This is a genomic window from Bacillus sp. 22446 (genome assembly GCF_052044955.1).
GTDB classification, from domain to species: Bacteria; Bacillota; Bacilli; order Bacillales; family Bacillaceae; genus Bacillus; species Bacillus altitudinis.
Window position 1 is genome coordinate 77,104 of sequence record NZ_JBQEOD010000004.1, and the last position, 25,924, is coordinate 103,027.

At 39.7% G+C, this 25,924-nt stretch carries 25 protein-coding genes; 13 read left to right on the plus strand and 12 right to left on the minus strand.

The window, feature by feature from the left end; all coding sequences use genetic code 11:
• The first annotated feature begins 47 nt into the window (after positions 1-47).
• The 3 genes from ACTJJD_RS10205 to ACTJJD_RS10215 all read left to right on the plus strand — a co-directional run bounded on the left by ACTJJD_RS10205 (position 48) and on the right by ACTJJD_RS10215 (position 2,162).
• Positions 48-149, plus strand: coding sequence for a YhdX family protein (locus ACTJJD_RS10205; protein ID WP_017360338.1), 102 nt, complete (start codon positions 48-50; stop codon positions 147-149).
• 164 nt (positions 150-313) lie between these two features.
• On the plus strand, positions 314-1,402 hold the full coding sequence (locus tag ACTJJD_RS10210; protein WP_017360337.1) for a mechanosensitive ion channel family protein: 1,089 nt from the start codon (positions 314-316) through the stop codon (positions 1,400-1,402).
• A 28-nt stretch (positions 1,403-1,430) separates the two neighbouring features.
• Positions 1,431-2,162 carry an NAD-dependent protein deacylase gene (locus tag ACTJJD_RS10215; RefSeq protein WP_414834776.1) on the plus strand — a complete coding sequence of 244 codons (732 nt, stop codon included), beginning with the start codon at positions 1,431-1,433 and terminating at the stop codon, positions 2,160-2,162.
• A gap of 38 nt (positions 2,163-2,200) precedes the next feature.
• Here ACTJJD_RS10215 and ACTJJD_RS10220 read toward each other — a convergent pair whose 3' ends face one another.
• Positions 2,201-3,055: a polysaccharide deacetylase family protein gene (locus ACTJJD_RS10220; protein WP_024719972.1), complete on the minus strand. Its 855-nt coding sequence runs from the start codon at positions 3,053-3,055 to the stop codon at positions 2,201-2,203.
• Positions 3,056-3,350: 295 nt separating this feature from the next.
• Here ACTJJD_RS10220 and dat point away from each other — a divergent pair, with 295 nt between their 5' ends.
• Positions 3,351-4,205, plus strand: coding sequence for a D-amino-acid transaminase (gene dat / locus ACTJJD_RS10225; protein WP_440608357.1), 855 nt, complete (start codon positions 3,351-3,353; stop codon positions 4,203-4,205).
• 48 nt (positions 4,206-4,253) lie between these two features.
• Here dat and ACTJJD_RS10230 read toward each other — a convergent pair whose 3' ends face one another.
• Positions 4,254-4,760, minus strand: coding sequence for a universal stress protein (locus ACTJJD_RS10230; RefSeq protein WP_331832664.1), 507 nt, complete (start codon positions 4,758-4,760; stop codon positions 4,254-4,256).
• A 559-nt stretch (positions 4,761-5,319) separates the two neighbouring features.
• On the opposite strand from ACTJJD_RS10230, the gene ACTJJD_RS10235 reads away from it, so the two are divergent.
• From ACTJJD_RS10235 to ACTJJD_RS10245, 3 genes are all read left to right on the plus strand, one after another.
• Positions 5,320-7,077 carry an ABC transporter ATP-binding protein gene (locus ACTJJD_RS10235; protein WP_138825467.1) on the plus strand — a complete coding sequence of 586 codons (1,758 nt, stop codon included), beginning with the start codon at positions 5,320-5,322 and terminating at the stop codon, positions 7,075-7,077.
• Positions 7,074-9,089 (plus strand): ABC transporter ATP-binding protein, encoded by a 2,016-nt coding sequence (locus ACTJJD_RS10240; RefSeq protein WP_440608358.1) that lies wholly within the window; start codon positions 7,074-7,076, stop codon positions 9,087-9,089. Before ACTJJD_RS10235 ends, ACTJJD_RS10240 begins: the two co-directional genes overlap by 4 nt.
• A gap of 234 nt (positions 9,090-9,323) precedes the next feature.
• Positions 9,324-9,980 (plus strand): hypothetical protein, encoded by a 657-nt coding sequence (locus ACTJJD_RS10245; RefSeq protein ID WP_440608359.1) that lies wholly within the window; start codon positions 9,324-9,326, stop codon positions 9,978-9,980.
• 118 nt (positions 9,981-10,098) lie between these two features.
• Here ACTJJD_RS10245 and ACTJJD_RS10250 read toward each other — a convergent pair whose 3' ends face one another.
• The 7 genes from ACTJJD_RS10250 to ACTJJD_RS10280 form a co-directional block, all read right to left on the minus strand.
• Positions 10,099-10,716 (minus strand): NAD(P)-dependent oxidoreductase, encoded by a 618-nt coding sequence (locus ACTJJD_RS10250; RefSeq protein WP_008348943.1) that lies wholly within the window; start codon positions 10,714-10,716, stop codon positions 10,099-10,101.
• A gap of 284 nt (positions 10,717-11,000) precedes the next feature.
• Positions 11,001-11,204 (minus strand): alpha/beta-type small acid-soluble spore protein, encoded by a 204-nt coding sequence (locus ACTJJD_RS10255; RefSeq protein ID WP_008348940.1) that lies wholly within the window; start codon positions 11,202-11,204, stop codon positions 11,001-11,003.
• Positions 11,205-11,430: 226 nt separating this feature from the next.
• Entirely contained in the window at positions 11,431-12,537 is a 1,107-nt protein-coding gene (locus tag ACTJJD_RS10260; protein WP_024719977.1) for an ABC transporter ATP-binding protein, read from the minus strand.
• 137 nt (positions 12,538-12,674) lie between these two features.
• A complete protein-coding gene (locus tag ACTJJD_RS10265; RefSeq protein ID WP_289346049.1) occupies positions 12,675-13,550 on the minus strand; it encodes a helix-turn-helix domain-containing protein in 876 nt (291 codons plus the stop codon).
• 20 nt (positions 13,551-13,570) lie between these two features.
• Positions 13,571-13,780, minus strand: coding sequence for a YheE family protein (locus ACTJJD_RS10270; protein WP_008348933.1), 210 nt, complete (start codon positions 13,778-13,780; stop codon positions 13,571-13,573).
• 145 nt (positions 13,781-13,925) lie between these two features.
• Complete coding sequence (locus ACTJJD_RS10275; RefSeq protein WP_317328997.1) at positions 13,926-15,284, minus strand: YheC/YheD family endospore coat-associated protein; 1,359 nt, start codon at positions 15,282-15,284, stop codon at positions 13,926-13,928.
• Entirely contained in the window at positions 15,241-16,347 is a 1,107-nt protein-coding gene (locus ACTJJD_RS10280; protein WP_272511359.1) for a YheC/YheD family protein, read from the minus strand. Before ACTJJD_RS10280 ends, ACTJJD_RS10275 begins: the two co-directional genes overlap by 44 nt.
• Before the next feature lie 214 nt (positions 16,348-16,561).
• Between ACTJJD_RS10280 and ACTJJD_RS10285 the strand changes: the two genes are divergently transcribed.
• The 5 genes from ACTJJD_RS10285 to ACTJJD_RS10305 all read left to right on the plus strand — a co-directional run bounded on the left by ACTJJD_RS10285 (position 16,562) and on the right by ACTJJD_RS10305 (position 22,449).
• A complete protein-coding gene (locus tag ACTJJD_RS10285; protein ID WP_048001737.1) occupies positions 16,562-17,695 on the plus strand; it encodes a DUF445 domain-containing protein in 1,134 nt (377 codons plus the stop codon).
• Positions 17,696-17,817: 122 nt separating this feature from the next.
• Complete coding sequence (locus tag ACTJJD_RS10290; protein WP_008348927.1) at positions 17,818-18,174, plus strand: YlbF family regulator; 357 nt, start codon at positions 17,818-17,820, stop codon at positions 18,172-18,174.
• A gap of 445 nt (positions 18,175-18,619) precedes the next feature.
• Complete coding sequence (locus ACTJJD_RS10295) at positions 18,620-19,486, plus strand: Cof-type HAD-IIB family hydrolase (RefSeq protein WP_224559640.1); 867 nt, start codon at positions 18,620-18,622, stop codon at positions 19,484-19,486.
• Positions 19,487-19,599: 113 nt separating this feature from the next.
• Entirely contained in the window at positions 19,600-21,099 is a 1,500-nt protein-coding gene (locus ACTJJD_RS10300; RefSeq protein ID WP_440599920.1) for a coproporphyrinogen III oxidase, read from the plus strand.
• A 75-nt stretch (positions 21,100-21,174) separates the two neighbouring features.
• Positions 21,175-22,449, plus strand: coding sequence for a lysine N(6)-hydroxylase/L-ornithine N(5)-oxygenase family protein (locus ACTJJD_RS10305; protein ID WP_440599919.1), 1,275 nt, complete (start codon positions 21,175-21,177; stop codon positions 22,447-22,449).
• A gap of 36 nt (positions 22,450-22,485) precedes the next feature.
• On the opposite strand, the gene ACTJJD_RS10310 is transcribed toward ACTJJD_RS10305, so the two are convergent.
• Positions 22,486-23,709: a cation:proton antiporter gene (locus ACTJJD_RS10310; RefSeq protein WP_007497140.1), complete on the minus strand. Its 1,224-nt coding sequence runs from the start codon at positions 23,707-23,709 to the stop codon at positions 22,486-22,488.
• A gap of 3 nt (positions 23,710-23,712) precedes the next feature.
• The gene (locus ACTJJD_RS10315; protein ID WP_017366937.1) at positions 23,713-24,210 is read right to left on the minus strand and encodes a cation:proton antiporter regulatory subunit; all 498 of its coding nucleotides are present in this window, start codon (positions 24,208-24,210) and stop codon (positions 23,713-23,715) included.
• 526 nt (positions 24,211-24,736) lie between these two features.
• Here ACTJJD_RS10315 and ACTJJD_RS10320 point away from each other — a divergent pair.
• Positions 24,737-25,552, plus strand: a complete 816-nt coding sequence (locus ACTJJD_RS10320; RefSeq protein WP_080688154.1) for an enoyl-CoA hydratase — start codon at positions 24,737-24,739, stop codon at positions 25,550-25,552.
• Between the two features lie 35 nt (positions 25,553-25,587).
• Here the strand turns inward: ACTJJD_RS10320 and ACTJJD_RS10325 are convergent, their stop codons facing one another.
• Positions 25,588-25,776 (minus strand): YhzD family protein, encoded by a 189-nt coding sequence (locus ACTJJD_RS10325; protein WP_024719988.1) that lies wholly within the window; start codon positions 25,774-25,776, stop codon positions 25,588-25,590.
• Positions 25,777-25,924: the final 148 nt, after the last annotated feature.

Sequence of the window (25,924 nt, forward strand, 5' to 3'; positions counted from 1 at the left end):
GACTGAAAATTCTGATGTTTTATAATGATGAAAAGGAGGCGAGATGATTGGGTAAAGGGAGAATTAGAGTGGAAGAACGTATTAAGGCCGAAACGGATGCTGAAATGTTTAAAGCGACTCTCCTTGATCAGGCTCAGAAGAAAAAGTAGTTTGCTGCCCGTCGATATGTCTCAAGCCAAAATTTCATAATTGAACATCATGCCTCGGGATAGGTCCCGAGGCTTTTTATATAGAGGTCAGACATTTAAGAGAGGACATAAACGAAGGTTATATTATAAACTAGAGAGGATTGTTTTAAAGGAGAGAGACAGAGATGTTTACACAAAAATGGATGGATACATATTTTACAGTCGATATTGCGATCCAAATAGGCATTAGCCTTTGTATTTTATTGCTTTTTTTATTACTTCGAAAAGTATTTACAAAATACTTGTTTCACCTGCTCTTTAAGCTGACAAATCGGTCTAAAACCGAAGTCATTAACCAAATTGTCGTGGCGTTTGAAAAACCTGCGAGGCTGTTTTTTGTGGCACTAGGTTTATATTTTGCGTTAAGACAAGCCCCATACTTTGAGCACCATATGGATGTCATTGTCAAATTGTATAGATCCTCTATTATTTTGATGCTGACGTGGGGACTTTGTAATCTAACTGCAGCTTCTTCCTTCTTATTTCAAAAAGTGAATTCAAAATTTGAATTAGAGATGGATGATATTTTAGCGCCATTTTTATCAAAGGTTCTTCGTTTTATTATTATTGCACTGAGTATTAGCGTCATTGCACAAGAGTTTAATTATGATGTGAACGGACTTGTGGCAGGGCTTGGTCTAGGTGGTCTTGCTTTTGCGCTCGCTGCGCAGGATACAGTGGCGAACTTTTTTGGAGGAATTGTGATTATTACAGAGAAGCCTTTTACAATGGGCGATTTTGTAGAGACTCCAAGTGTACTTGGGACTGTAGAGGACATTACCTTCCGAAGCACAAAATTTAGAACACCTGCTGAAGCGGTGGTGACTGTACCAAATTCGACCCTTTCAAAGGAGCCGATCACAAATTGGACGAGAATGAATAAACGTCAAATTACGTTCTCCGTTCGCGTATCGTACAATACACCGAAGGAAAACATTGATAAGTGCATCAAACGTCTGAAGCAAATGCTTTATGAGCATGATGGGGTTCATAAGGAAACGATTATGGTGAATTTCGATGTGCTGGCAGACAGCTATTTAAACTTATTCTTTAACTTTTATACAAACACAACGGCTTGGTCTGAAAACCTGGATATTAAGCAGGATATTAATTATCGCATTATTGATATTTTCCATGAAGAAGGGGTAGAATTTGCTTTCCCTGGACAGACCATTTATATGAAACAAAAAGGTGAGAAACAGCTCGGTGAATAAAGGAGGAATGGTGGTGGATCAAACAAAAGTGGCAGCGCTAAGAGAGAGATTATCAAAGGCCTCACATATTACGGTCCTTTCAGGTGCTGGGATGAGCACAGAATCGGGAATTCCCGATTTTAGATCAACGGGTGGACTATGGACAGAAGATACCTCTCGCATGGAGGCAATGAGCCGGTCTTACTTTTTATCACATCCTCATCAATTTTGGCCGAAATTCAAAGAATTGTTTCAAATGAAGATGAGTGGAGAGTACGAGCCAAACGCTGGACATGCTTTTTTAGCCAATTTAGAAAAGCAAGGAAAACGCGTGGATATTTTCACGCAAAATATAGATGGTCTGCATAAAAAAGCGGGAAGCCAGCATGTGTATGAACTGCATGGTTCCATTCAAACAGCTACATGTCCATCATGCGGGTCAACATACGAACTGCCTTATTTATTACAAGAAGAGGTGCCGGTTTGTGAGCGGATTTCATCAGACGGCCTCACATGTGGACGAGTACTTAAAACAGATGTTGTCCTTTTTGGAGACATGGTGAAGCACTTTGATCAAGTGGAGAAATCGCTCCAGCAAACGGACATGCTGCTCGTCATGGGAACTTCCTTAGAAGTGGCACCAGCACGATATATTCCGGAAGATGCTGCTCATCATCCTTCCATCTTTAAGGTCATGATGAATTTAAGTGAAACGGAATTCGATCCGCTGTTTGATCTTGTCTTTCACGAACGAATTGGCGAGCTTGTGAATGCTTTATAAATCATAAAAAACCCGCATCCAACAGGTGCGGGTTTGCTTTATTGTTGTAGTGGCTTCATTGTTTCATCAAGGACTTCAAACGTGTAGCCCTTCGCCTTTAATTGTGTGATCAGACTGTTTAAGTATTTTGCGGTAGCTGGCTGATCATGCATTAAGATGATTTTTGGCTCTTTCGGGTACTTGGTTTCAAGTACCTGCAGCTGATTTAATACTTCTGGTACATATTTTGAGCTTTTATATTTCCAGTCAAGACTGTCAATGGTCCAGTCCCAGTATACAAAGCCTTTTTGTTTTAAACGTGTTTTTTGCTGGTCTGTTAAGTTTGGAGAACTGCCATAAGGTGTTCTCACAAGATGTGTATATTCACCAGTAACAGAAGCCAATATACGTTGATCTTCTTTCATTTCATTTACAGGAGAATCACTTTTTTGATAAAAGCGTTTCACATCATGCGTGATGCCATGAAGTCCTAATTGATGACCTTCTTGATGAAGTCTTTTCACAGCTGCTGGGTGTTCTTTGATTTGCGGCCCGAGCATAAAGAATGTGGCCTTCACTTGCTGTGACTTTAGCACATCTAACAGCTGATTTGATGTAGCAGAAGGGCCATCATCAAAGGTTAAAAAGATCGTTTGATCCGTTACATGTTTGTTTGGATTGATCTTAAAATGTGCATCTAATGTTTTTGGCGAATCATCTTTTGCTTTCAGACTTGTACTTGTGTCTCGAAATGGACTGCTCGCAGACACTTCATTTGGTTGATCTGCTGCCTGCATATTGGTTTTAGACATATCCCAAATGAAAAAAAGGATCAATGTCAGAATGACTAGACCAATCGCCTTTGAGAGCAGCATCGTGTTTGAAGGTGTCTGTTTTTTCGTAACCCGTTGCATTACAATCGCTCCAATAAATCAGTAGTTTGTGTCGAATCATGTAGTGGATTCTGTCTTTTTTCGCTGTTTTTTGTCGTGCTCATATGGAGTAAGTATACAGGAAAAAAGAGCCTATGAATATAGAAGATGCTAAAAAATTGGAATCTTTTTGGTTATGAATCTATATTTGTTACAATAGAAGGTTATCCTGTCAAATGGATATGAAATAATTCTGAATAATCATTGAAACGTTTACATTTATCCGCTAAGATAGCATCAGATTCAACCATTAAGCAAAGCGAAGGGGAGATTCCATATGAAAGTATTGTACAATGGGGATTTTATTGAAAAAAAAGATGCACATGTTGATATTGAAGACAGAGGCTATCAATTTGGCGACGGAGTCTATGAAGTCATCCGCGTATATAATGGGACTTTGTTTACATTAAAAGAGCATACTGAGCGTCTATTCAAGAGTGCAAAGGAAATCGGCATTCATCTGCAAGGTACAGTATCCGATATGGAAGAGAATTTGAAGAAGCTAGTCGCAGATAATCAAGTGATTGATGGCGGCGTGTATATTCAAGTCACGCGAGGCGTCGCACCTCGTAAACATCAATATGGTGCACTTACCCCTCAGATTACGGCATATACATTTCAAGTAAAAAAGCCTATTCAAGAGCAGACAGCTGGTGCGAAAGCTCTATTGTCTGAAGACCTTCGCTGGTTAAGATGTGATATTAAAAGCTTAAACCTTTTATATAACGTCATGGAAAAGCAGAAAGCGTCTGAAGCTGGTGCGTTTGAAGCGATTTTAATAAGAGACGGCTTTGTGACAGAGGGGACGTCCTCGAATGTATATGCCGTCATTGACGGTGTCATTCGTACACACCCAGCAAATAACCTGATTTTAAACGGCATTACACGTAGAAAGCTGCTAGAGGTTTGTCAGGAAGAAGGATATCGTGTGGAAGAAACCCGCATGAGTAAAGACGAACTTTTGCATGCACAGGAAATTTTCATCAGTTCAACGACAGCTGAAGTGATTCCAATTGTAGAGATAGATGGTCAGCCAGTTGGGGAAGGTGTTCCAGGAGAGATCACGAAGCGTGTACAGGAAGGGTTCCAGAAGAAAATTAAGCATGAAAGCGAAGCATCTATTTCTTCGTAAAAAGAAAAAGGCTGTAAACATTGGTTTACAGCCTTTTGTGATTTATATTTATTTCACGATCAGTACAGGTATATCTGATTTGGACGATAACTTTTCACTCACACTGCCAAAGAGCATTTTTTTCAATCTGCTTTGGTCACGTGCTCCCATGACGATGAGGTCTGCTGAAATCTTTTCAGCGTATTCGATAATCGCTTCTGCAGGCTCTCCTTCAACAATTTCAATCGCAGCTTCAAACTGCTCTTCATTTAACAGCATTCTTGCTTCTGCAACGACCTCTTCTGTATGATCTTCAAAAATCAAGGGACTTTGCTGTTCATCATGAGGTACATACACAGGGGGTGTTTGAAGGTCTGCCATGCCGCCTCCGATATAAGCGCCGCCAGTCATTGGGCGAGGTGCATCAAACACCTGTCTGCTGGATTTCCCATCATGAGCGTAGGCAATGGTCAGCTTGGCATGCAACGTTTTGGCTAAAGCGATTGCCTTCTTTAATGCTTTCTTACTGTCTTCATGTCCATCAAACGCAACGACCATCCGATCAGCTTGAAACAATGTCCTCATTCCTTTCAAAAGGAGTCTATACGTTCATGGTATACCCGATATCTGAAAAAGATACACATAAAGGGTGTGAACTTTTTGTTAGAAAATTTCATTTATTGAAAAATATTTATTGACAAAATAGTGACAGCCACTATAAGATAAAAAAAGATTCAAGAGCCAAAAGGAGGAAATGTCATGTGCAACATCATTGGAAGAATGAAATCAAACTGCATGAATGGGTTGATTCACGTGACAATTACACCTTCATTGGTCATTGAAAAGGGACTCGTACGTTCCAATTGATCGGATGAATCAAGGCGTATGTTGCGTATTTGTCAACATGCGCCTTTTTATCATGTATAAAAGAGGCGTACCAGTCAGCTGGTTGCCTCTTTTTTTGTTGTATACATTTCGTATCTCGAAATAATGGAATGCATCAACAACTAAATGAAGAGGAGTGAAAGCATGTGAACATGCCAAAGGCAATACAAATGACAAAAGCTCAAAAAACGAAACAAGGTGACAATCAGGAAAATATAGAAAGCGGCTAGCTTTAAAAGGAGAGACAAACATGTTTTCAGTATTTGTGAAATTAGGCTGGTTCTTTAAACAAGAGTGGAGGCGCTATACAATCGCCATTACGCTGCTGCTCATTGTGAATGTGCTTGAAATGCTGCCACCGAGGTATCTAGGTCAAGCAGTTGATGACATTCGGTCTGGTCAATTTACAACATCCAGTATTCTGTTTTACGTAACCATTTTTTGCTTACTTGGTGTCAGTGTCTATGCGCTCACCTATTTTTGGATGTACCAGTTATTTGGCGGCGCGAATGTCATGGAGCGTGTGATGCGCGGAAAATTAATGCGCCACTTACTTAAGATGACACCCACCTTTTATGAAAAGAAAAAAACCGGAAATTTAATGGCGTTAGGTACAAATGATTTGAATGCTGTGGCTTTAACAACAGGCTTTGGCGTTTTAACATTAGTCGATTCCACTGCTTACATGCTGATGATCTTTTTTACGATGGGACTGACGATCAGCTGGAAATTAACTTTAATGGCCATTATTCCGATGCCACTGATGGCGATTTTGATAGCGTTTTATGGCAGTAAAATTCATGAACGCTTTACAGTCGCTCAAGATGCATTTGGTGATATGAATGATCGTGTATTAGAATCAGTTGCCGGCGTTCGGGTGATTCGGTCTTTTGTACAGGAAAAACAAGATGTGAATCGCTTTCGAGAAATGACAGATGATGTTTTTCAAAAAAATATGAGAGTAGCGATCATTGATTCATTGTTTGAGCCGACGGTGAAATTGCTTGTGGGGATCAGTTATTTAATCGGTATCGGTTACGGCGCATATCTTGTGTTCCAAAGTGATTTAACCATTGGTGAGCTTGTCGCATTTAACGTCTATCTGGGGATGATGATCTGGCCAATGTTTGCCATTGGTGAATTGATTAATATCATGCAAAGAGGAAATGCCTCATTAGACCGGTTGAATCATACACTCAGTTATCAACCGGATGTAACTGACGCAGCCAAGCCAAAAAGATTACAAGAGCCTGGCGATATTCAATTTGAACATGTGACATTTAGATATCCAACTTCCTCTAAAGATAATCTAACGGATGTCTCCTTTACTGTACGAAAAGGGCAAACGATTGGTATTACAGGAAAAACGGGAAGCGGAAAAACAACGATTGTCAAACAGCTTCTTCGTCAGTATCCGACAGGTGATGGGAAGATCTTGCTTTCAGGTGTTCCAATTGAGGACATTGAATTGGATCAACTGTTCCAATGGATTGGCTATGTTCCGCAAGATCATGTTCTTTTCTCAAAAAGTGTAGAAGAGAATATGCGTTTCGGTCATAGAGACGCGAGAGAAGCTGAATTAGCACAAGCGATTAAAGATGCTTACTTTGAAAAGGATTTGAGCCTTTTACCAGAAGGCTTGGAAACCATGGTTGGAGAAAAGGGAGTGGCGCTGTCAGGAGGACAGAAGCAGCGGATTTCTATTGCACGTGCTTTATTAATTGATCCAGACATTTTGATTTTGGATGACTCGTTATCTGCAGTTGATGCAAAAACAGAAACGGCTATTTTAGAGAATTTAAGACAAAATCGTCATGGAAAAACGACATTTATTACAACCCACCGTCTATCAGCTGTAGAGCATGCGGATCTCATTCTTGTCATGGAAGAAGGACGTATTGTTCAAAAGGGAACCCATCAAGCGCTTATTCAGCAAGATGGATGGTATAAAGAGCAATTTCTGCGTCAGCAGCTGACAAATCAGCTGGAAGGAGGGGATGAGGCATGACAACAGGGAGAAGACTTCTTGCCTATGCACTCCTATATAAAAAAGTATTGTCTGTTGCTTTGATCTTTCTGATCATTGCAGTTGGTGCTGAGTTGACAGGACCTTTCATTGGGAAAAAAATGATTGATGATCATATTTTAGGTGTAGAAAAACCGTATGTTGAGGTAAATGAAAAAACAGATAAAACGGTTTATTACCAGGGAAATAACTATATAAGAAGTGACCGGCTACAGAATCAAAATGAAGCTGGAAAGCAAATCAATGTCGTGCAAGTCGGATTTGGGTACTATTCTGTGAATGAACCGATTCGATTTGACGGGAGCCGGACAATAAAAGGGGATCAGCTCACCATTGAAAATGGGAGCGAGCGTGAGACGTATCAGGTACAGCGTTTATCCAAAGAGGAAATCTTTGCTTTTTATCAGCCGGAAATCAGTGGTTTGGTACAGCTTGTTCTATTTTATTTTGGGATGCTCGTCATTGCGATTTTCTTTCAATATGGGCAGCACTACTTACTCCAGCGTATTGCAAATCGCATTATTCAAAAAATGCGAGTGGACGTATTTGAACATATCCAAACGCTTCCGATTCGGTATTTTGATAATTTACCGGCTGGAAAGGTTGTCGCGCGGATTACCAATGACACAGAAACCATTCGTGATTTATATGTAACAGTACTCGCTAATTTCGTCACAAGTGCCATTTACATGGTTGGAATTTATATCGCCATGTTCTTATTAAATGTGAAGCTGGCGCTTATTTGTTTAGTGGCTGTTCCGATTATTTTCCTATGGTCAATGACTTATCGAAAGTTTGCGTCGGTTTACAATCATCGCATTCGTTCCATCATTAGTGAAATTAATGCCAAGCTAAATGAAGCCATTCAAGGAATGACGATCATTCAGGCGTTTCGACATGAACAAGCAACGAAAGAAGAGTTTGATGAGCTGAATAACAATCACTTTCGATATCAGCGAAAGATGCTTCATTTAAATTCACTGCTCTCACATAACTTGGTGAATCTGCTTCGGAACTTAGCATATGTCGCACTCATTTGGTATTTTGGCGGCGCGTCCTTAAGCGCGACGGGCATTGTGTCGATTGGGGTGCTCTATGCATTTGTCGATTATTTAAATCGTTTGTTCCAGCCGATTACAGGCATTGTGAATCAATTTTCTAGATTAGAATTAGCAAGGGTTTCATCTGAACGGGTCTTTCGATTATTAGATGAGCCTGGTACTGAAGTGGAAGAACCGGTTCAGAAGAAAATCGAGGGGCACGTTCAATTTCAGGATGTTACCTTTGCGTATAATGAAGGGAAAAATGTATTAAAGAACATCACCTTTGAGGCGAAAAAAGGTCAGACGGTGGCACTCGTTGGACATACCGGTTCTGGGAAAAGTTCGATCATGAATTTGCTGCTACGTTTTTATGATATTCAGCATGGGGACATCCTCATTGATGGAGAAAGCATCTATGATCAGTCGCGCCAAACGCTGCGTAAGCAAATGGGCATTGTACTACAAGATCCTTATTTGTTCTCTGGAACGATTGCGTCCAATGTCAGTTTAGGAAATGAAGACATTAAAAGAGAAACGATTGAAACATCGTTAAAGCAAGTGGGCGCAGCAGAACTATTAAAGCATTTGCCTGAAGGTTTTGATGAACCAGTTGTTGAAAAGGGGAGTACTCTTTCCTCTGGGGAGCGTCAATTGATTTCATTTGCCCGTGCACTGGCATACGATCCAGCGATCTTAATTCTAGATGAAGCGACGGCTAACATCGATACAGAAACAGAAGCCATCATTCAACGGGCACTAGATGTCGTCAAAGAAGGACGAACCACTTTTGTCATTGCACACCGATTATCTACTATTAAGAAAGCTGACATGATTTTGGTGTTAGAAAAGGGTGAGATTGTCGAGCGCGGCAGCCACGAAGAGCTCATGGAGCAAGGCGGACTGTATGCGCAAATGTACGAATTACAAAAGGGAGCTGTGACGAGCAGCTGATAGGATGAGCAGAAAAAGCCTCTTTCAATTTGAAAGAGGCTTTTTTATGATAATACTGAAGGGATGTAAATAACGACAGTGATATTTTAAGAATGAAAATAATTCTAAATACTTATAAAAATGGATTATTAATGTTTTTTTATCCATAAATTCTAGTTTTTTCATCTATATGCATATTGTGTTTTCTTTTTTTTTGATATTGTATTATATGAATAAAAAAGAGGAGGATTGAAAGTGAAGAGTAAACAAGGATTATTTAAAAATGTCATCTTGATTACCGCAACAGTATTAATTTTTTCTGGGTTTAGTAGTGGAGTTACATTATCTGCATCAGCAGCTGAACAACAATCGCCAAAGAAACAAGTGGTTGAGACAAAATCTGATTTATCATCACAAATTCAATCTTATAAGGCTGATGATCAAAATGGACAAATTCATGCTTTAGGTAATATTGATTCGTCAGAGTATGCTGATAGGGTTACTGTAGACTTGGATCAAGTCTTAAATATGCAATCTGCCCAGCGTAATGTTTATAAAAAAGCATTTCAAAAAAAAGATTATAGCAATTTAAAAGATGCACTAGGAGCAAGTTCAACAATACTTGGATTATTGTTTATTGCTAATACACCTACAGGAGTAGTTACTGGAGTGACAGGTTTACTAGCTACAATAGCACCTAGTGCACAAGCAGAATTAGACAAGCTTGTAAAAAATGGTTACTATGAAATGGGCGATTTACAAGAGTTTTTACACGAAAATAAAAAGTATGATTTAATTGATGTACAACTGCCTTTTATTGAATACAAAGTTAATGGGAAAAGAATTAGATTTGTTACAGGAACAGGTGTAATTAAGCGAGTTCATTCAAAATCCGGTTGGGTCACTCTCTGATAATTTTTTGTAATACATGGTCAAATTTATATGGTCATAAAAAGTCGAGGGGAAATACCTCGACTTTTTTAAGTCCTAAATATAAAATTTCCAGTTTGCATGATAGTGTTTGTAATGGTCAATAAGCGATACCGACGCGTTGATGCACAAATTCTTTTGAGTTTAACTGCTGATACAAAAAGTGTGCGGTATCTTCAACTGAAATTTTCTGTCCATCTATAGGGAGAAAATTCTTTTCATAGCGATATGACCGTGTCACTTCTCCATCTGGTAAATAGGTTGGGCAAATGATTGTCCAATCTAGTTCCGTTGATTGAAGAATTTCAAATGCTTTGGCATGTTCTTTAGCAGCTCGGGAAGTGGTTCGCCTTGATTCATTTGTTTCAAAGCGGTAAAGCTCAGGCTGCTGCCTTGCTTTCAAAATCCCCGCAGTGCCAATTGTTATAATTCTTGATGTTCCTGTTTGCTTCATGGCTTGTACGATATGCTCCATTGAAACAGATAAAGTATCATCACCATCTGTTGATAGACAGCTCACGACAATATCTGATCCTTTAATTGTTTCAAGAACATCCTCTTGATTTCTGGAATTGCCGGTGACTTGAAACATACCCGCAAGCATTTCTTCCCGGTTTGTCCGAATTAACGAACGAACCATGTAACGATCATCTTCTTTTACGAAACGAAGAAATGCTTGTCCTACACGTCCATGAGCACCGAAAAGAGCTATTTTCATCTGATCGATCCCTCCACTACATACTATAAGTGAAAAGAACTTAAAATGGTACAGTTTTATGTCATGCTTTTTTTATAAAGATGAAAGGACCGAATACTATGAGCATATTCACATAATAGAGAAAGACCGACAAATTGTAGAAGTTCAAAATTCACACCTGAAATAATGTCCATGAAGATCCGCTCCTTTCTAATACATCATATGAAGTCAAAAGGAATCGGTGAGGGATAAAACCAAAAAAAGAAGACACCATAAGAGGTGCCTTCTATGATCCAGATATGAAATTAAGCTTTTGTTCCGCCAAGGTTTTGCTGAGCGTAAGATACAAGACGTTTCGTGATTTCTCCACCAACTGAACCGTTAGCACGAGCTGTTGTTTCTGCTCCAAGGTTTACACCAAACTCAGAAGCGATTTCGTATTTCATTTGATCGATTGCTTGCGCTGCTCCAGGAACTAGTAATTGATTTGAACTATTAGAATTTGCCATGATGTGAATCTCCTTTTTATATATGATTTTTTTGGTTGGGTTTGCTGGAATCGCACCAGCGAAATGACCAAGTCATTTGCCACTTGGCGAAACCCAATGCGGTAACTGCTTTGTACTAAATATTATGGTTCGCAACGAAAAAAACATACGGAAAAAGAACATGGTAAATGTTGTTTTCATATACAAAAAACCACCACCCAATGGTGATGGTTTGTGGAACGTCTTCTTATTCAGCTGAGCGAATGCGCAGCTCAGTCTCTGTATCAAAGAAGTGCGCTTTATTCATATCAATGGCAAGAGGGATCGTCTGACCTGCCTGAATATCTGTGCGAGAATCAACACGTGCAATAAACGTTTGACCAGCGAGAGAAGAATAAAGCATCGTTTCGGCTCCCATTAATTCAGCCACTTCTACGTTTGCTTCAATTTTTGTTCCTTCAGAAGCCTCTATAAACACAGGCTCATCATGGAAATCTTCTGGTCTGATGCCTAGAATCACATCTTTTCCGATATAGCCCTGACTGCGTAATACTTTCATTTTTCCTTCTGGTACACGAATGTGCGTATTCCCAATGGCAATGGCTCCGTCAGACAGTTTTCCTGTAAAAAAGTTCATCGCTGGAGAGCCAATAAATCCTCCTACAAAGACATTCTCTGGGTTTTCATACACATCCTTTGGTGCGCCAACCTGCTGAATAAAGCCATCTTTCATGACAACAAGCCGAGTAGCCATTGTCATGGCTTCTGTTTGATCGTGTGTGACATAGATGAATGTCGTCTGCAGCCGCTGATGAAGTTTAGAAATTTCGGCACGCATCTGAACACGAAGTTTAGCATCTAAATTAGAGAGAGGTTCATCCAAAAGAAAGACTTTGGCATCGCGCACAATGGCCCTTCCAAGTGCAACACGCTGTCTTTGACCTCCAGACAATGCCTTAGGTTTTCGATCTAAGTATTGTTCAAGCCCTAATATTTTTGCAGCGTTTCGTACCCGCTCATCAATTTCTGCTTTAGGAAATTTTCGAAGCTTTAATCCAAAAGCCATATTATCGTACACATTCATATGAGGGTATAAGGCATAGTTTTGGAAAACCATCGCAATATCCCGATCTTTTGGTGCCACATCATTCATTCGCTTGCCGTCTAATAGAAAATCTCCTTGTGAAATTTCTTCAAGGCCTGCAATCATGCGGAGGGTTGTTGATTTTCCGCACCCAGATGGACCAACAAACACAATAAATTCTTTATCCTCAATATGTAGATTAAAGTTATCTACTGCTGTTACTTTGTTATCGTACACTTTATAAATTTGATTCAGCATCATTTCAGCCATAGGTGGTAGCCTCCCAGTCCTTTTTGAAAGCGCTTTACTTATAAATGAAGTGTATAAAAAGGAAGGGTGTCTGTAAATGGACAACGTGCACAACATCTTATTTTCATTTTTAGGCAAGGTGCTCATGATAGGATCATTTAAGAAAGATCGAGAAGATTCATCATGAAATAAGCAGCTGACGCTTCTTGAAAATGCCGTATATCTAGCCCTGTCCGTTCAATAAATTTATCAATCCGATACTGAAGGCTGTTTCGATGAACATATAACGCTTTTGCTGCCTGCGATGCATTTAAATTACACTGCATATAGGTCGTGAGAGTCCGGTAAACGTCCCGATCAAAGATTGTTTCTATAAATGCATCTGAAATAGCGGCAGAAACCATGTCTGTATCATGGCGAATGAAAGCAGGTAGACATTGATAAAATGTTGCAACCCCTGACCTAAGTTTTCCTTGCTTCAGATGCCATAAAAAGAGCTGATGTTCATTCAATAATCTCTTTTTTAAATTTTCATTTGGCAAATGCAGCTGTCCTTGCATGAAGACAACGTCTGTTAAAAAATCACTTGTGATGGCTTGAGACAAATCATGTAGTTGTTCAAGTTGACCATTTTCTGATGTGGCGTTTGTTTGAATGAGCATAGCTGTTTCAGTGCCTGTCCATATGAAATGAATATGTTCGAGGCTGCTGTTCACAGCCTCTTTTATTTGCTGCCTTTGTTCTGCTTGGTGATCCATTTTAAAAAAATGAACACGGACGGATTGATCGATGGTGATTGATTTGTTTTCAAAGAGATAGCTGTACCATTTCTGTTCTTCTTCCGTTTCCTGCGTATGAGGTACATCAATTGGTGTGAGGAATGAATTGAGAAGAAGCGTTTCCCTTTCTGTTAGCTCCGTTTTGTTTACTCCGAAAATTTCGCCTTCGTCTGTTTGATACCAGAGAGTTTGTTTATCATTTGTTGGTGAACTGATGATATGGTGTCCGTAAACAAGTTTTAGCTTTTCTAACATGGCGAGGCTCCTTAAACAGTTTAATCATACACATGGAATAGCATTAATTCGTGGATTTCTTCTTTTAAGGTTGGTTCAACTTCATGAGGCGGAAGCTGAGAGCCCCATTCAATATCACCCGTTTTGTGATAAATGCCTTCATAGTGTGAACCATTATGAAAAAAGGATATTTTCCAGCCAGGTAATTGCGCTTTTTTAAAGAGAGGTTTCCATTGAAAATGAGAAATCATATCATCATTGCCTCCTTGCTTTTATTGATGAAACAATAAATACACACGACAATACGGAAACAACCTTGAACTTGGTTTTATTGTATCTCATCTGATGAAAAGAGCATAGGGAAAGCACAGATTTCAGAGACATGAAAAGAAATCATCAGTAGGCGTTTGCATGGTCTATAGGACTAAGAGCCATTTGTGTTAGGTAAGATGCGTATTCAACGATTCTTTTCCCAATCAGCCATTCTGAGTTTTTCAATGGTGCATGTAGAAAAATCTCGCGGCCTGGACGAGAATTGGCTTCAAACATCCAGATAGCACCTAAGTGATCAATACCTAAGTCAAAACCAATTTCGCCAATCAGACCGGGCATTTTTTCATCTATCACACGACTAAGTGCGAGGGCAGTATCAGAGAGCTCTTGCAAAACCTTCAAACGTTTCTCTGCATCAGGAAAGATATCATACAGTGTTTTTACTGAACCACCATGCAGTTGATGGGTTGTGACAGTGTGATCTCCTGAAACTTTTCCAGCAGCGGCTGTAACAGTCCAATGACCATACTTATTTTTATTCGTATGAATTCTAAAATCCAGTGGTTGATTGTCTATTTGAAGAAGCTCAATGCCTTGTTGTGCAATCAAGTCTTGAATTGCACAATCTTTTCGCAGTTTTTTCACGAAATGGTCTACGGAATGATATGAAGTGGATTTCTCTTTATTTGAGCAGACAGTGATCCCGTTTTCCGTCTTCTTTAACTGATAAATACCGTCTCCATGACTGCCGTTTGTTGGTTTTAAATAAATGACATGATGCAGATGAAGGAGTGTTTCTATTTTAATTAAAGCATCAACAGGATCTAATCGTATGGAATGTGGTAAGAAAGAGCTTGTTTTTTCATCTGTTAATAGCTGTTCATGAATGTCCCATTTATTAAAAAAATAAGGGTTGAACCAAGGGATATCGTAGTCTTGAGTGAGTTTTCGTTTTGTTTCTTGAATGAATGCCGACTGAGCAGCCTTTCTATTAGGGAGCCGGTCATAAACAACGGATGGGAGGGGCATCTTCTTTTTTACCCAGCGCTCCTCTTGGTAAAGCAAACCGTCTACTATTCCTTTATCCCAATCGATAGAATGAGTACCAAAAAGATATGCGAAACCAGCATGCTGCCTGCAAGATTGCAACAGTTTCATAAAATAGGAAGACCTAGTGCCTAAAGGTGCTGTATTTTGTTCGAATCCTGCAGTGAAAATGCCGATGAGAGGTCCTATATAGAGTGTATGTTGAACTAATATGACCTCAGCTTTCGTTTTGTATGGAATGAGTAAAGCGCGATAAAGGTCTTCTGATAATAAAATCCTTTGTGATTGATGATGATAGGAAATGGTGAAATCATCTACTAAACAAGAACCTAAAGCAATAGATAAAATTGCCCCCTGCTCTTTAAACTGGACAGGGAGATGTACTGTATTTTCACTTGCTGAATGAGGAGCGATGATGTAGCGTTTTCTCTTCATAAGGAACCTCCTTTTCTTCAGCCATCATTGATTTGGCATGTTGAAGTATGGTCTGAATCAATTGCTTCTCTTTCTCAGGATAAGCTTTTAAAAAAGAGGATCGTCCTGGCTTTGATCTTACGTTTGAGATAAAAAGTCTGCCTTCATTTGTATGAAGCAAGTCTATAGCGAATTCAATACACGGTGAGAAAGTTTTGTCTATAAACGCTGGAAGAGATGACTGAATGGAGGCAATATCATCTAACAGCAGCTCCTTGATGTGTGGCTTTAATGAGTTTAAATAGTGATCAAAGGCTACCACATGACCGGAATTTTGTGTATTGCTTAAAAGGCTGTTTTCTACTGATGGTTTTGTATGAATCCCCATGCTATTCCATTGATTTTGTAAGTTTTTTATAAGTAAAATTCTAATTTCATTGAATAAAACGTCTTTTTGATCATTCGTGTTAAAAAATTGAAGGAAAGATCGGCCGATATACTTTTTGCACCAGCGCTCAACCTCTTCTGAATGTGAAAAGGTGATGATTTGCTTAGCGTTTAGCTGCACAGTAATGAGTGATTTGTCTCTTAAAGAAATGAAGCAAGAGGGTACTGCGTGCTGTTGAGAAAGCGGCTGTATTTTACAATATCCGCCCTTTCTGACCAAGTTGAGAAGGTCTGAAGGCTCTGTCAATAGAGAGCAGACAGGTAAGTATGGTTGTAAAGAAGGGAGGAGACGGAGCTGCTCGAATATCCGCATTTTATTTGAAATTCCAGTATTTAAAAAAACGGTTTTTGGATACTTTTTTAACCAATTCATGATAGGTTTTGCTTTTTTAGATTGTGCGTCATGCTGATAAAGACAACGATCATAAATCAAGTCAGGAATCTGAAATTCTGACGCTTCAAATCCTTTGCCAGTCGTAAATTTTTGACCGTGAATGACATTTGAAGCAGGCTTTAAATCTAAAGGTGAAAAACGAACAACTTCTAAATCAAAAGTAGAGGCAGCTTTGGCAAGCTGAAGTGTGAATGCCTCTTCATGCTTCGGAGAAAGAGTGACAATGCCGAGCGTTGACGTCATGAAACAACACCTACTTTTCAAATTCTTTTTTTAACATCTGAAAAACACTTTTTGTTGATTTTACATAAACTTGGCGTTCCTATATCATTACGACAGATCGTTGTCTCATATGTCACATTGAATGCTTCATTTGCTTGGGCTCTTGACAACAACTATAATACGTATAGATAAAAACAATAAACTTCAGGTGTTGTTTGAAAGGTAGATGACGACTTTGGATATATTCACAACGTTTCTCTTTATGATTGTGATAGGTGCAGTGATAGGGGCAGCAACAAACCATCTCGCAATTAAAATGCTCTTTCGTCCGTATAAGCCATATTATTTATTTGGGAAGCAGCTCCCATTTACACCAGGTCTTATTCCTAAAAGGAGAGATGAAGTAGCCAAGCAGGTTGGCGTCATGGTGATGGAGCATTTACTAACGCCAGAGGGTATTCAAAAACGATTTGAATCATCGGAGGCAAGGCAAGAGATATTACAGACAGTGCACCGATATATTGATAAAGGTGCTGATATGGAAATGACGGTTTTCTCCATGTTAGAAAGATACGGTTTTTCAGAGGCTGACGTTAAAGCTGACGCATGGCTTCATCAGTGGACTGATCATAAGCTCCACTCACTGCTTGAAAAGTATGATCAGCAAACGTTGTCTGAGCTGCTGCCACAGGATGTAGAAAATAAGCTTGCATCAAAAATTCCAGATGCCGCAGATTATATTTTAAAGAGAGGCATTCATTACTTTGAAAGTGATGAGGGAAAAGCAAGACTCGGTCATATGATAGATGATTTCTTAAAAGAACGAGGAATGCTTGGCAGTATGGTCCAAATGTTTTTAGGGAATTCAAGCTTAATTGATCGCGTACATCCTGAAATGATGAAGTTCTTAAAGAATGCAGAGACAAAAAGGTTTTTATCAGATTTACTTGTTCAAGAATGGGACAAGGTAAAGCAATTTTCTTTACATGAGCTTGATAAAAAATGGAATGTGAAAGAGCTTCTATTTAGTGTGAAAAAGCAATTACTTTCACATTTTTCTACAAAGATTCTGTTAGATAGACCAGTAGGAGTTTACATCAGTGCAGTAGCGGATGATCTTAAGACCAAGTTTGCTCCATCTCTCATTGATAAAGGGATTGAAGCCGCATCTAATGCGCTTGAGGGACTGCTCGCAAAGCTCCAATTTGAAGAAATTATTCGTGAACAAATTGAACTTTTCCCGCTTGAAAAAATGGAAGAGCTTGTGATCAGCATATCTAATAAGGAGCTGAAGATGATCACATTTTTAGGCGGTCTTTTAGGTGGATTGATCGGTGCTGTCCAAGCGATTTTTGTCACCTTATTCTAAGGCAAGATCGAGAAATTTCGATGAATTTATTGTATATATGTGAAACGAAAGCCATAGTTTGTTATAGTGGAGTGGTGTCCGCCGATCCATATCGGTGATAACGGATAGAAAGGAGACATAACATGTCTGTAAATCTTTATGATGTTGCATATGACCTTGAAAAAGCACTGCGTCATAGCGAAGAATATTCAGCGTTAAGAAATCTTTATGATGAGGTAAACGGGGATGAGTCCTCTAAAAGAATGTTTGAGAACTTCCGTGACATTCAAGTAAACCTTCAACAAAAACAAATGACTGGTCAAGAGATTACACAAGAAGAAGTAGAGCAAGCGCAAAAAACAGTTGCACTTGTGCAGCAGCACGATAAAATCTCTCAGTTGATGGAAGCAGAACAACGCGTAAGTGTTCTCATCGGTGAATTAAATAAAATTATCATGAAGCCTCTTGAAGAGCTTTATGGAAATACAGAAGAAAATTAATTGAAAGGGCGATCATATTCGCCCTTTTTTTCATTCATATCGCCGCTTGTATATCTTTAAAAAAAGGGTTGTCGAAGCTCGTAAATTCTGCGATAATACTTATTGAAAGTGCTTTCAAAAAGCGCTATCGTGATGAATTGGGTGCGTTCCACTTTGGATTTACGACGATGAGTCAAATGAGAGAGAAGCGCTTCTGGGAGAAAAGCAAAGCATAAGGGGATATGATATAAGCAATGCTTTGGTGTGTGAAAGATGAGGGGATCATGGGGAGCTTCATCACGCCATTGTTACGCATCCAAACCATACATAAAAAAAAGCCTAGGGGTAGGCTTTTTTTATTTGCGATTAGGCATAAAACAAGGGCTGCTTCAACTGCATGTTCTAAAGCGATAAGCTAGGGCATATCCTCATCGTAAGTACAGTCATCAAGAAGGGGGATGCCTCAGTGTCAAAAAAGCTACTTGCACTCAATATAGATGGAACGTTACTTCGTTCCAATGGGAAAATCCATTCCGCTACAAAAGAAGCTGTGGAATATGTTAAGAAAAAAGGGGTTTACGTGACGATTGTCACCAACCGTCATTTTCGATCCGCGCAAAAAATTGCCAAGGCGTTGAAAATACCGACTTCAACTCTTGTGACGCATAGTGGTGCATTTATCGCTGATAAGCTCGATGAGCCGCTCCATGTGAAGAAATTAACGGAAGAGAAAACATTTAATCTTGTGCAGATCCTTGAAAGCTTTGATTGTAATGTTCGCTTGTTACATGAAAAATTCTCAATCGGCAATCGGAAAAAAACACAGTCTCAATTGATGGGAAAAACGTTGATTCATCCGTCTGATCCCATTTTCTATCCCGTTCAATTTGTTGAATCATTAAGTGATATGCTCATGGATGAACCGGTGAGCACACCTGTCATTGAAGTGTATTCGACAGCAACACTTCAGCCTGAAATCCATACAACCATTCAACAAGCATTCCCATCTGTTGATCTGATTAAGATCAGTGATGAGAAAATGAATATTGTATGCAAAGGGGTATCGAAAGAAGCAGGACTTTCTCTTTTAACCTCAGCACTAGGTTTTACATTAGAAGATACGGTCGTGATCGGTCACGGGACAGACGACATCCCGATGCTTGAGTTAGCTGGCTTAGGCGTTGCGATGGGGAATGCACCTCATTCGGTCAAACGTAAAGCCGATTGGGTGACACGTTCTCATGATGAACAGGGTGTTGCTTATATGATCAAAGAATACTTTAGAATGCAGCAAAGGGAAGGTTTTTTACATCAATTTGATATTAAACGATAGTATAGTGAAGGCCCTGTCTATTAAGAAATGGCAGGGCCTTCGTCTGTTCTCTTCATTGCTTTTCCTAGATGAATTTTGTAAAATGAAACAAGTTTGAAGATAAAGGTGATACGATGCGAATTTTAGTTAAAGGGCTGTCTGATGAACGATTTCATCGACCGCTTGTCAATATAGCCAATTTATTTGAAGAAGATAGTGAAGTGCTGTTTGATTCCGGTGAAGTGGATGATGGCCTAGTGATGGTGTTTGATTGGAAAGAAACCCATGGTAGGGTGGAGGCTTCTGGCCATATCGCTGGAACAGATATGACGAGTCGTTTTACAAGAGAGATGCCAGAGGGCTTGAATGAAAAAGAGCGCTGGAAGCAAATCAAAAACACTGTGTTGTCTGTTTATTTACATCTGCTTCAGGAACATACAGGAATGACGCAAAAATGGGGGATTCTTACGGGGATACGCCCTACGAAATTACTTCATAAGATGCTAAGAGAAGGCATGACAAAGGAAGAAGCACATGCAGCGTTAAAGCGCGATTACTTGATTCATGATGAAAAGATCCATTTGATGCAGGAAATTGTTGATCGTCAAATCAAAGCCATTCCAGATCTGTACGATCTACAGGAGGAAGTGAGTATTTATATCGGTATTCCTTTCTGTCCAACAAAATGTGCTTATTGCACGTTCCCTGCTTATGCCATTCAAGGACAAGCTGGAAGAGTGGGAACGTTTCTTTTTGGGCTGCATTATGAGATGCAAAAAATGGGCGAATGGTTAAAGGAACATGGGATTAAAGTGACGACTGTTTATTTTGGCGGAGGTACTCCAACGAGTATTACAGCAGAAGAAATGGATTTGCTGTATGAGGAGATGTATCGCTCTTTTCCAGATGTGAAACATATTCGGGAAGTCACAGTAGAAGCGGGACGACCTGATACGATTTCACCTGATAAGCTGGAGGTGCTCAACCGTTATCATATTGACCGGATTAGTATCAATCCGCAATCATATGAGAATGAAACATTGAAAGCGATTGGCCGGCACCATAGTGTGGAAGAAACGATTGAAAAGTATCATTTATCAAGGCAGTATGGCATGAATAATATTAACATGGACTTAATCATCGGGCTGCCAGGAGAAGGGCTAAAGGAATTCCAGCATTCCTTGAACAAGACAGAAGAACTGAAGCCTGAATCTTTAACGGTGCATACACTTTCCTTTAAGAGAGCGTCTGAAATGACCCGCAATAAGGAAAAGTATCAAGTGGCAGACCGAGAAGAGATCACACGTATGATGGATGAAGCGGTTGCTTGGACAAAAGCACATGACTATCATCCGTACTATTTATACAGACAAAAAAACATTTTGGGGAATCTCGAAAATGTCGGGTATTCGTTAGATGGACAGGAAAGTTTGTATAATATTATCATTATGGAAGAGGTGCAGACGATCATTGGCATCGGATGCGGTGCTGCGAGTAAATTCATTGATCCGCGAACCGGAAAAATTACGCAATATGCCAATCCAAAAGATCCAAAATCTTATAATGATCGTTATGAGCACTATACGGAAGAGAAGATTCAGTTTCTTGAGTCATTATTTGTTTCTCACATGTAAACACTGCGGTGACGCAGTGTTTTTTTCATTTGTAAAAGGGTATATAGGGGGTAAAAAGATAAAGCAGGTGTACATATGATGGATGTGATCGGAATTGGGATTGGGCCAGCAAATTTAGGATTGGCCGCTTTATTAGAGGAGTATGAAGATGTGACATGCTGTTTTTTTGAACAGGAAACCGAATTTGCTTGGCATCCTGGTATGCTCATCAAAGGAACGGACTTGCAAGTTTCCTTTCTAGCGGACCTTGTGACAATGGCTAATCCAAGGAGCAAGTATACATTTTTAAATTATTTACATGAATCAAACAGGCTTCACCGCTTTTATACATTTGAACAATTTGATATCCCCCGGAGAGAATTCAATGAGTATTTATCCTGGGTTGCAGGTGAATTAGATAGCTGTCAGTTCGGGATGAAGGTGGAAGAAGTGACCGACTGTGAAGACGGGTATCTTGTAAAAGTTCGGCGGTTGAAAGATGGGGTGCTTTCTGAATATCGTGCAAAGCATGTCGTCCTTGGTACTGGAAGCAAGCCGATGATTCCTGTCGATGTGCCAGAAGCTGCGTTGCCGCATGTGACCCATAGCAGCCGTTATGTGGATCAACAAAAAGAACTTCATGAAGCTGAAACGGTGGCGGTGATTGGATCAGGTCAGAGTGCAGCTGAAATTTTCTTAGACCTGCTTCAGCATCAGAAGAAAGGACAGCAGCTTTCATGGTTTACACGTTCAAGTGAATTTAGAGAACTAGAGACAGCGGAGCTTGGTCAGGAGCTATTTACACCTAAGTATGTTGAATATTTTCATTCCCTTCCTTATGAAGAACGGATGAACACATTGCCTAGACTGGCAGGATTAAGGAATGGCATAGATGCATCGACGCTTTCTCGTATTTATCAGGAATTGTACCATCGCTCCGTTTCAGGAGAAGAGCCTTCTGTACTCATTCAGCCAATGACGGAGCTTGAAGCGATACATATGGAGGATGAGCAGCAGGTAGAGCTGCATTTGAAACAATGGCAGCTCAAGAAAGAAAAGAAAATCACAGCCGATCATGTGGTATTGGCTACAGGATATACGCCTAATATTCCGGAATGGTTTAGCGCATATGAACCATTGATTGAATGGGAGAGCGATAAGCATTTTAAAGTGACAGATGACTTCAGGCTTGTGTTTAAAGACAAACGGTCTCATCATCTCTTTACATTCACGAACCTCGATCACTCTCATGGAACAGCGGCGACCAATTTAAAACTATCGATCTACCGCAATCAGAAAGTCATCCGAACCATTCGCGGGGATACGAAAGAACAAGTGAAGCAAGAAACAGCATTTCAGCAATTTGAATAGATATAAAAAAGGGCCCCTGCACAGGGCCCTTTTCAATTAAATGGTTGTTTCTCTTTTTACTTTTGGTTTTTCAGTTTTCCATTTGAAGATTTTGTTTAGGATTTGATAGATACGCTTTGATTCTTTCGTCACTAGCGGTCCTAAAATCGCAAGGATTAATACATATAATGCAGCAAATGGCTTCAATGTAGCGGCAAGCCCGCCTGCAATCCCAAGTTCGGCTACAATGATGGAAAACTCTCCTCTTGATACGATGGTTAATCCAATATTAGAAGAGGCTTTATGAGAGAAACCGGCTCTTCTTCCAGCAAACATCCCGGCGGTGAAGTTCCCGATCAAGGTGAGAATGACAGCACCGATCGCAAGCCAGAAGGCATCTCCTAATGTAAATGGATCAATACTTAGTCCAAAGCTGAAGAAGAACATGGCGCCAAAGAAATCTCTAAAAGGAACAACGAGATGTTCAATGCGGTCTGAGTGCTCTGTTTCTGAAAACACAAGACCGAGTAAGAGAGCGCCAATGGCCTCTGCGACATGAATCGTCTCTGAAAAACCAGCCACGAAGAACAAAGCGGCAAAAATGACAATGATAAATACTTCATTTGAACGGATATCGAATAGTTTGTTTAATAGTTTTGGCAGCTTACGCGCGATGATAAAGAAAATCATCATGTAACCAAAAGCGATTAAAATAGATAATAAGGCACCGCCAACGGATGTGGCATCTCCAAGGACAAGACCTGATACGACAGATAAATAAACGGCGAGAAAAATATCCTCAAACATAATAATCCCAAGAATTAACTCTGTTTCAGGGTTCGCTGTCCGTTTTAAATCGACAAGGACTTTGGCGACAATGGCGCTGGATGAAATGGTGATAACGCCTGCCATAATGAGAACTTCAAGGAATCCAAAGCCTGTGATAAACCCATAAAGCAATCCTAAGCTAAAGTTGATCAAAATATAAATAGATCCGCCGACTGCAATGGATTTACCCGATTTTATGAGTTTGCCGACAGAGAACTCAAGCCCAAGGTAGAATAGAAGGAACAGGACACCCATTCTACCAAAAAATGAAATAATCTCGGTGCTCTCGATAAACTTCAAATCAATGATCCCGATGGTTGGTGCATGCGGACCAACAATCATCCCGAGGACAATGAGAAAAGGAATGATAGAAAATTTAATTTTATTGGCGATTAAGCTGGCAATGGCGATGAGAATAAGCGCCGTTCCAACTTCAAAGACTAAATGATCCATTCATCACTCTCCCCCTCTAGAAAGAAAATCACGTATCAATCGCTTCAAGTGTTTTCTTTCGCCTGAAATGACCATCGTATCATTTGCTTGAATAATCGAATCGGCACCGGGGTTGAGTAATTTTTCATTTGTATGTTTAATGATCGCAATGACGGTGACTTCATAATTTTGTCTCACATCTAAATCGCCGAGTGTATGTCCAACCGCTTTTGCGTCTTTTTCTACCTTAAACCATTCAATGATCAAATCATTGAACGCCATTTCAATCGTTTCAAGTGCTTGCGGCTTATACACCATACCGCCAATAATGGCAGCAATTTGCCGGGCTTCAGCATCATCGAGAGAAATGGTGGACAGTACTTCATCTGGATCTTCATCGTCGAAACGATAAATCTCCCGTCTGCCATCATCATGAATCACAATCGTCATCTTTTCTCTATTTCTCGTTTCAATTTCAAATTTCTTTCCAATCCCAGGAAGATCATTTTCTTTAATGTTCATTTTATCCCTCCGAATATGATAGGTTTTGTTTTTCATATAGTGAGTACGGATGAAATAAAATGAATCAGTCGAGGTAATTTGATTGGTACATAATGGGGATTGCACACTTCATTTCTAAAAAACATAAATCAATGGATAACGCTGTGGTTGATGCAAACTTTACAAGAAAAGCTTTTGAAGCGCCCATTGATAACCTCTGTTTTAACAGAAGAGATGATGCATGTTTTTTTGAAAATGGAGGTGTCTTCACAGCGTTGATTTCTTCATCATAAACCGATGGAGAAATCAGGCTCGGTGTGCTCGCTTCTGCTTGTGAAGCAAAAACGACATTTGAAAAGGGAGAAAACATGACGATGCAGCTAATCAATATACATATGGAACTTCTTATCAAACATTCTCCCCCTTTCATATGATGTTTTATTTCTTATTTTACTATATAAAAATATATTTCTCGTTTCAACAATTATGCTTATTTTAGTATCAGTTGATCTTGAAATTTTTTGTGTAGAGGAAAAGGAATTGCTTGATGGAAATTGAAGTAAGTGATGAGCTTGAAAAGAAAGAGGGGGAATGGATGATGACATATATCAATTGTCAGGTAGATGGGGATATTTTTGAAATCGTTTTCAATAGGCCTGAAGCGTATAATTCGTTTCATGTTGACATGTTTGCTGAATTGAAGGAAGCGTGTGATACAGCGAGTGAGAGCAGTGCGAAAATTGTTGTACTCAAGGGGATGGGCAAAGGGTTTTCAGCAGGCGGAGATATTGGCATGATGCTAAAGCAAGATCGTGAAGAAGATTTTCATCGCGTGATGGATCTGATCGAGGGAATTACACTTTCTTTAGCCAGTATGAAAAAAGTGACGATTGCACTTGTCCACGGGGCAGCGGCTGGTCTTGCTTTTAGCTTTGCCCTTAGCTGTGACTATTTGTTTATGCATCAAGATGCTAAGCTTGCCATGAACTTTAATGGAATCGGGTTAATCCCAGATGGAGGAGGGCATTTTTTCCTCACCAAAAGAGTTAGTGAACAAACCGCTAAACAATTGATTTGGAGCGGACAAAAGCTGCCGGCTGAAGAAGCGCTCAAGCTTCGCCTTGCAGACGGCGTGTTTCAAGATGAGGTGGATACTTATCAGAAAGCGTGCGTCAAGCCATTTTTAAATATGCCGCTTCAAGCCTTTGTTGAAACAAAGATGATTTATTTTCAGCAGTCAGAATCACAGCTGTTAGCCGTTCTTCAAAAAGAGCGTGCTGCACAAGCTAGACTGAGACAAAGCCGTGATCATCAGGAGGGTGTTCAAGCGTTTTTGGAAAAAAGACGTCCTGTGTTTCATTAAATAGAAGAATGAATGGCCGGCGGATGCCGGCTTTTTTAACGTTCAAATAAAAGAAGTTTACCTGCATCATTGACGAGCCGGTGAGAATGCTTTGTGTATTGTTGTTCGATTAAACGATGCCGTCCTAATTCTTTTGCTTTTTCATCACTATCTGTGGTGATTTTTTCGTTTAATAAGGTTTCACCTGACGAATCAAATACAGTCAAATAGTAGGTTTTCTCCATCTCTGATCTTCCCTTTCTTCTTGTTTTTTAATGAATTATACAAGGAGGAAGTTAAAACCTCTTTTTTCGCCCCTAAAAATGTGTTTTTTAGAATGAGAGCGATAGAACGTGCATTCGTAAAAACGGCGTGATAAAATATGGACAACTA

What these genes read in the sequence shown, in the direction of transcription:
- ACTJJD_RS10270 (WP_008348933.1), bottom strand. Translation starts at nt 13,780, where the DNA reads ATGATTTCTCATTTTCAATGGAAACCTCTCTTTAAAAAAGCGCAATTA.
- ACTJJD_RS10265 (WP_289346049.1), bottom strand. Translation starts at nt 13,550, where the DNA reads ATGTTAGAAAAGCTAAAACTTGTTTACGGACACCATATCATCAGTTCA.
- ACTJJD_RS10315 (WP_017366937.1), bottom strand. Translation starts at nt 24,210, where the DNA reads ATGAACATTAAAGAAAATGATCTTCCTGGGATTGGAAAGAAATTTGAA.
- ACTJJD_RS10310 (WP_007497140.1), bottom strand. Translation starts at nt 23,709, where the DNA reads ATGGATCATTTAGTCTTTGAAGTTGGAACGGCGCTTATTCTCATCGCC.
- dat (WP_440608357.1), top strand. Translation starts at nt 3,351, where the DNA reads ATGAAAGTATTGTACAATGGGGATTTTATTGAAAAAAAAGATGCACAT.
- ACTJJD_RS10305 (WP_440599919.1), top strand. Translation starts at nt 21,175, where the DNA reads ATGATGGATGTGATCGGAATTGGGATTGGGCCAGCAAATTTAGGATTG.
- ACTJJD_RS10320 (WP_080688154.1), top strand. Translation starts at nt 24,737, where the DNA reads ATGGAAATTGAAGTAAGTGATGAGCTTGAAAAGAAAGAGGGGGAATGG.
- ACTJJD_RS10235 (WP_138825467.1), top strand. Translation starts at nt 5,320, where the DNA reads ATGTTTTCAGTATTTGTGAAATTAGGCTGGTTCTTTAAACAAGAGTGG.
- ACTJJD_RS10280 (WP_272511359.1), bottom strand. Translation starts at nt 16,347, where the DNA reads ATGACGTCAACGCTCGGCATTGTCACTCTTTCTCCGAAGCATGAAGAG.
- ACTJJD_RS10250 (WP_008348943.1), bottom strand. Translation starts at nt 10,716, where the DNA reads ATGAAAATAGCTCTTTTCGGTGCTCATGGACGTGTAGGACAAGCATTT.
- ACTJJD_RS10260 (WP_024719977.1), bottom strand. Translation starts at nt 12,537, where the DNA reads ATGGCTGAAATGATGCTGAATCAAATTTATAAAGTGTACGATAACAAA.
- ACTJJD_RS10290 (WP_008348927.1), top strand. Translation starts at nt 17,818, where the DNA reads ATGTCTGTAAATCTTTATGATGTTGCATATGACCTTGAAAAAGCACTG.
- ACTJJD_RS10325 (WP_024719988.1), bottom strand. Translation starts at nt 25,776, where the DNA reads ATGGAGAAAACCTACTATTTGACTGTATTTGATTCGTCAGGTGAAACC.
- ACTJJD_RS10275 (WP_317328997.1), bottom strand. Translation starts at nt 15,284, where the DNA reads ATGAAGAGAAAACGCTACATCATCGCTCCTCATTCAGCAAGTGAAAAT.
- ACTJJD_RS10300 (WP_440599920.1), top strand. Translation starts at nt 19,600, where the DNA reads ATGCGAATTTTAGTTAAAGGGCTGTCTGATGAACGATTTCATCGACCG.
- ACTJJD_RS10240 (WP_440608358.1), top strand. Translation starts at nt 7,074, where the DNA reads ATGACAACAGGGAGAAGACTTCTTGCCTATGCACTCCTATATAAAAAA.
- ACTJJD_RS10255 (WP_008348940.1), bottom strand. Translation starts at nt 11,204, where the DNA reads ATGGCAAATTCTAATAGTTCAAATCAATTACTAGTTCCTGGAGCAGCG.
- ACTJJD_RS10210 (WP_017360337.1), top strand. Translation starts at nt 314, where the DNA reads ATGTTTACACAAAAATGGATGGATACATATTTTACAGTCGATATTGCG.
- ACTJJD_RS10220 (WP_024719972.1), bottom strand. Translation starts at nt 3,055, where the DNA reads ATGCAACGGGTTACGAAAAAACAGACACCTTCAAACACGATGCTGCTC.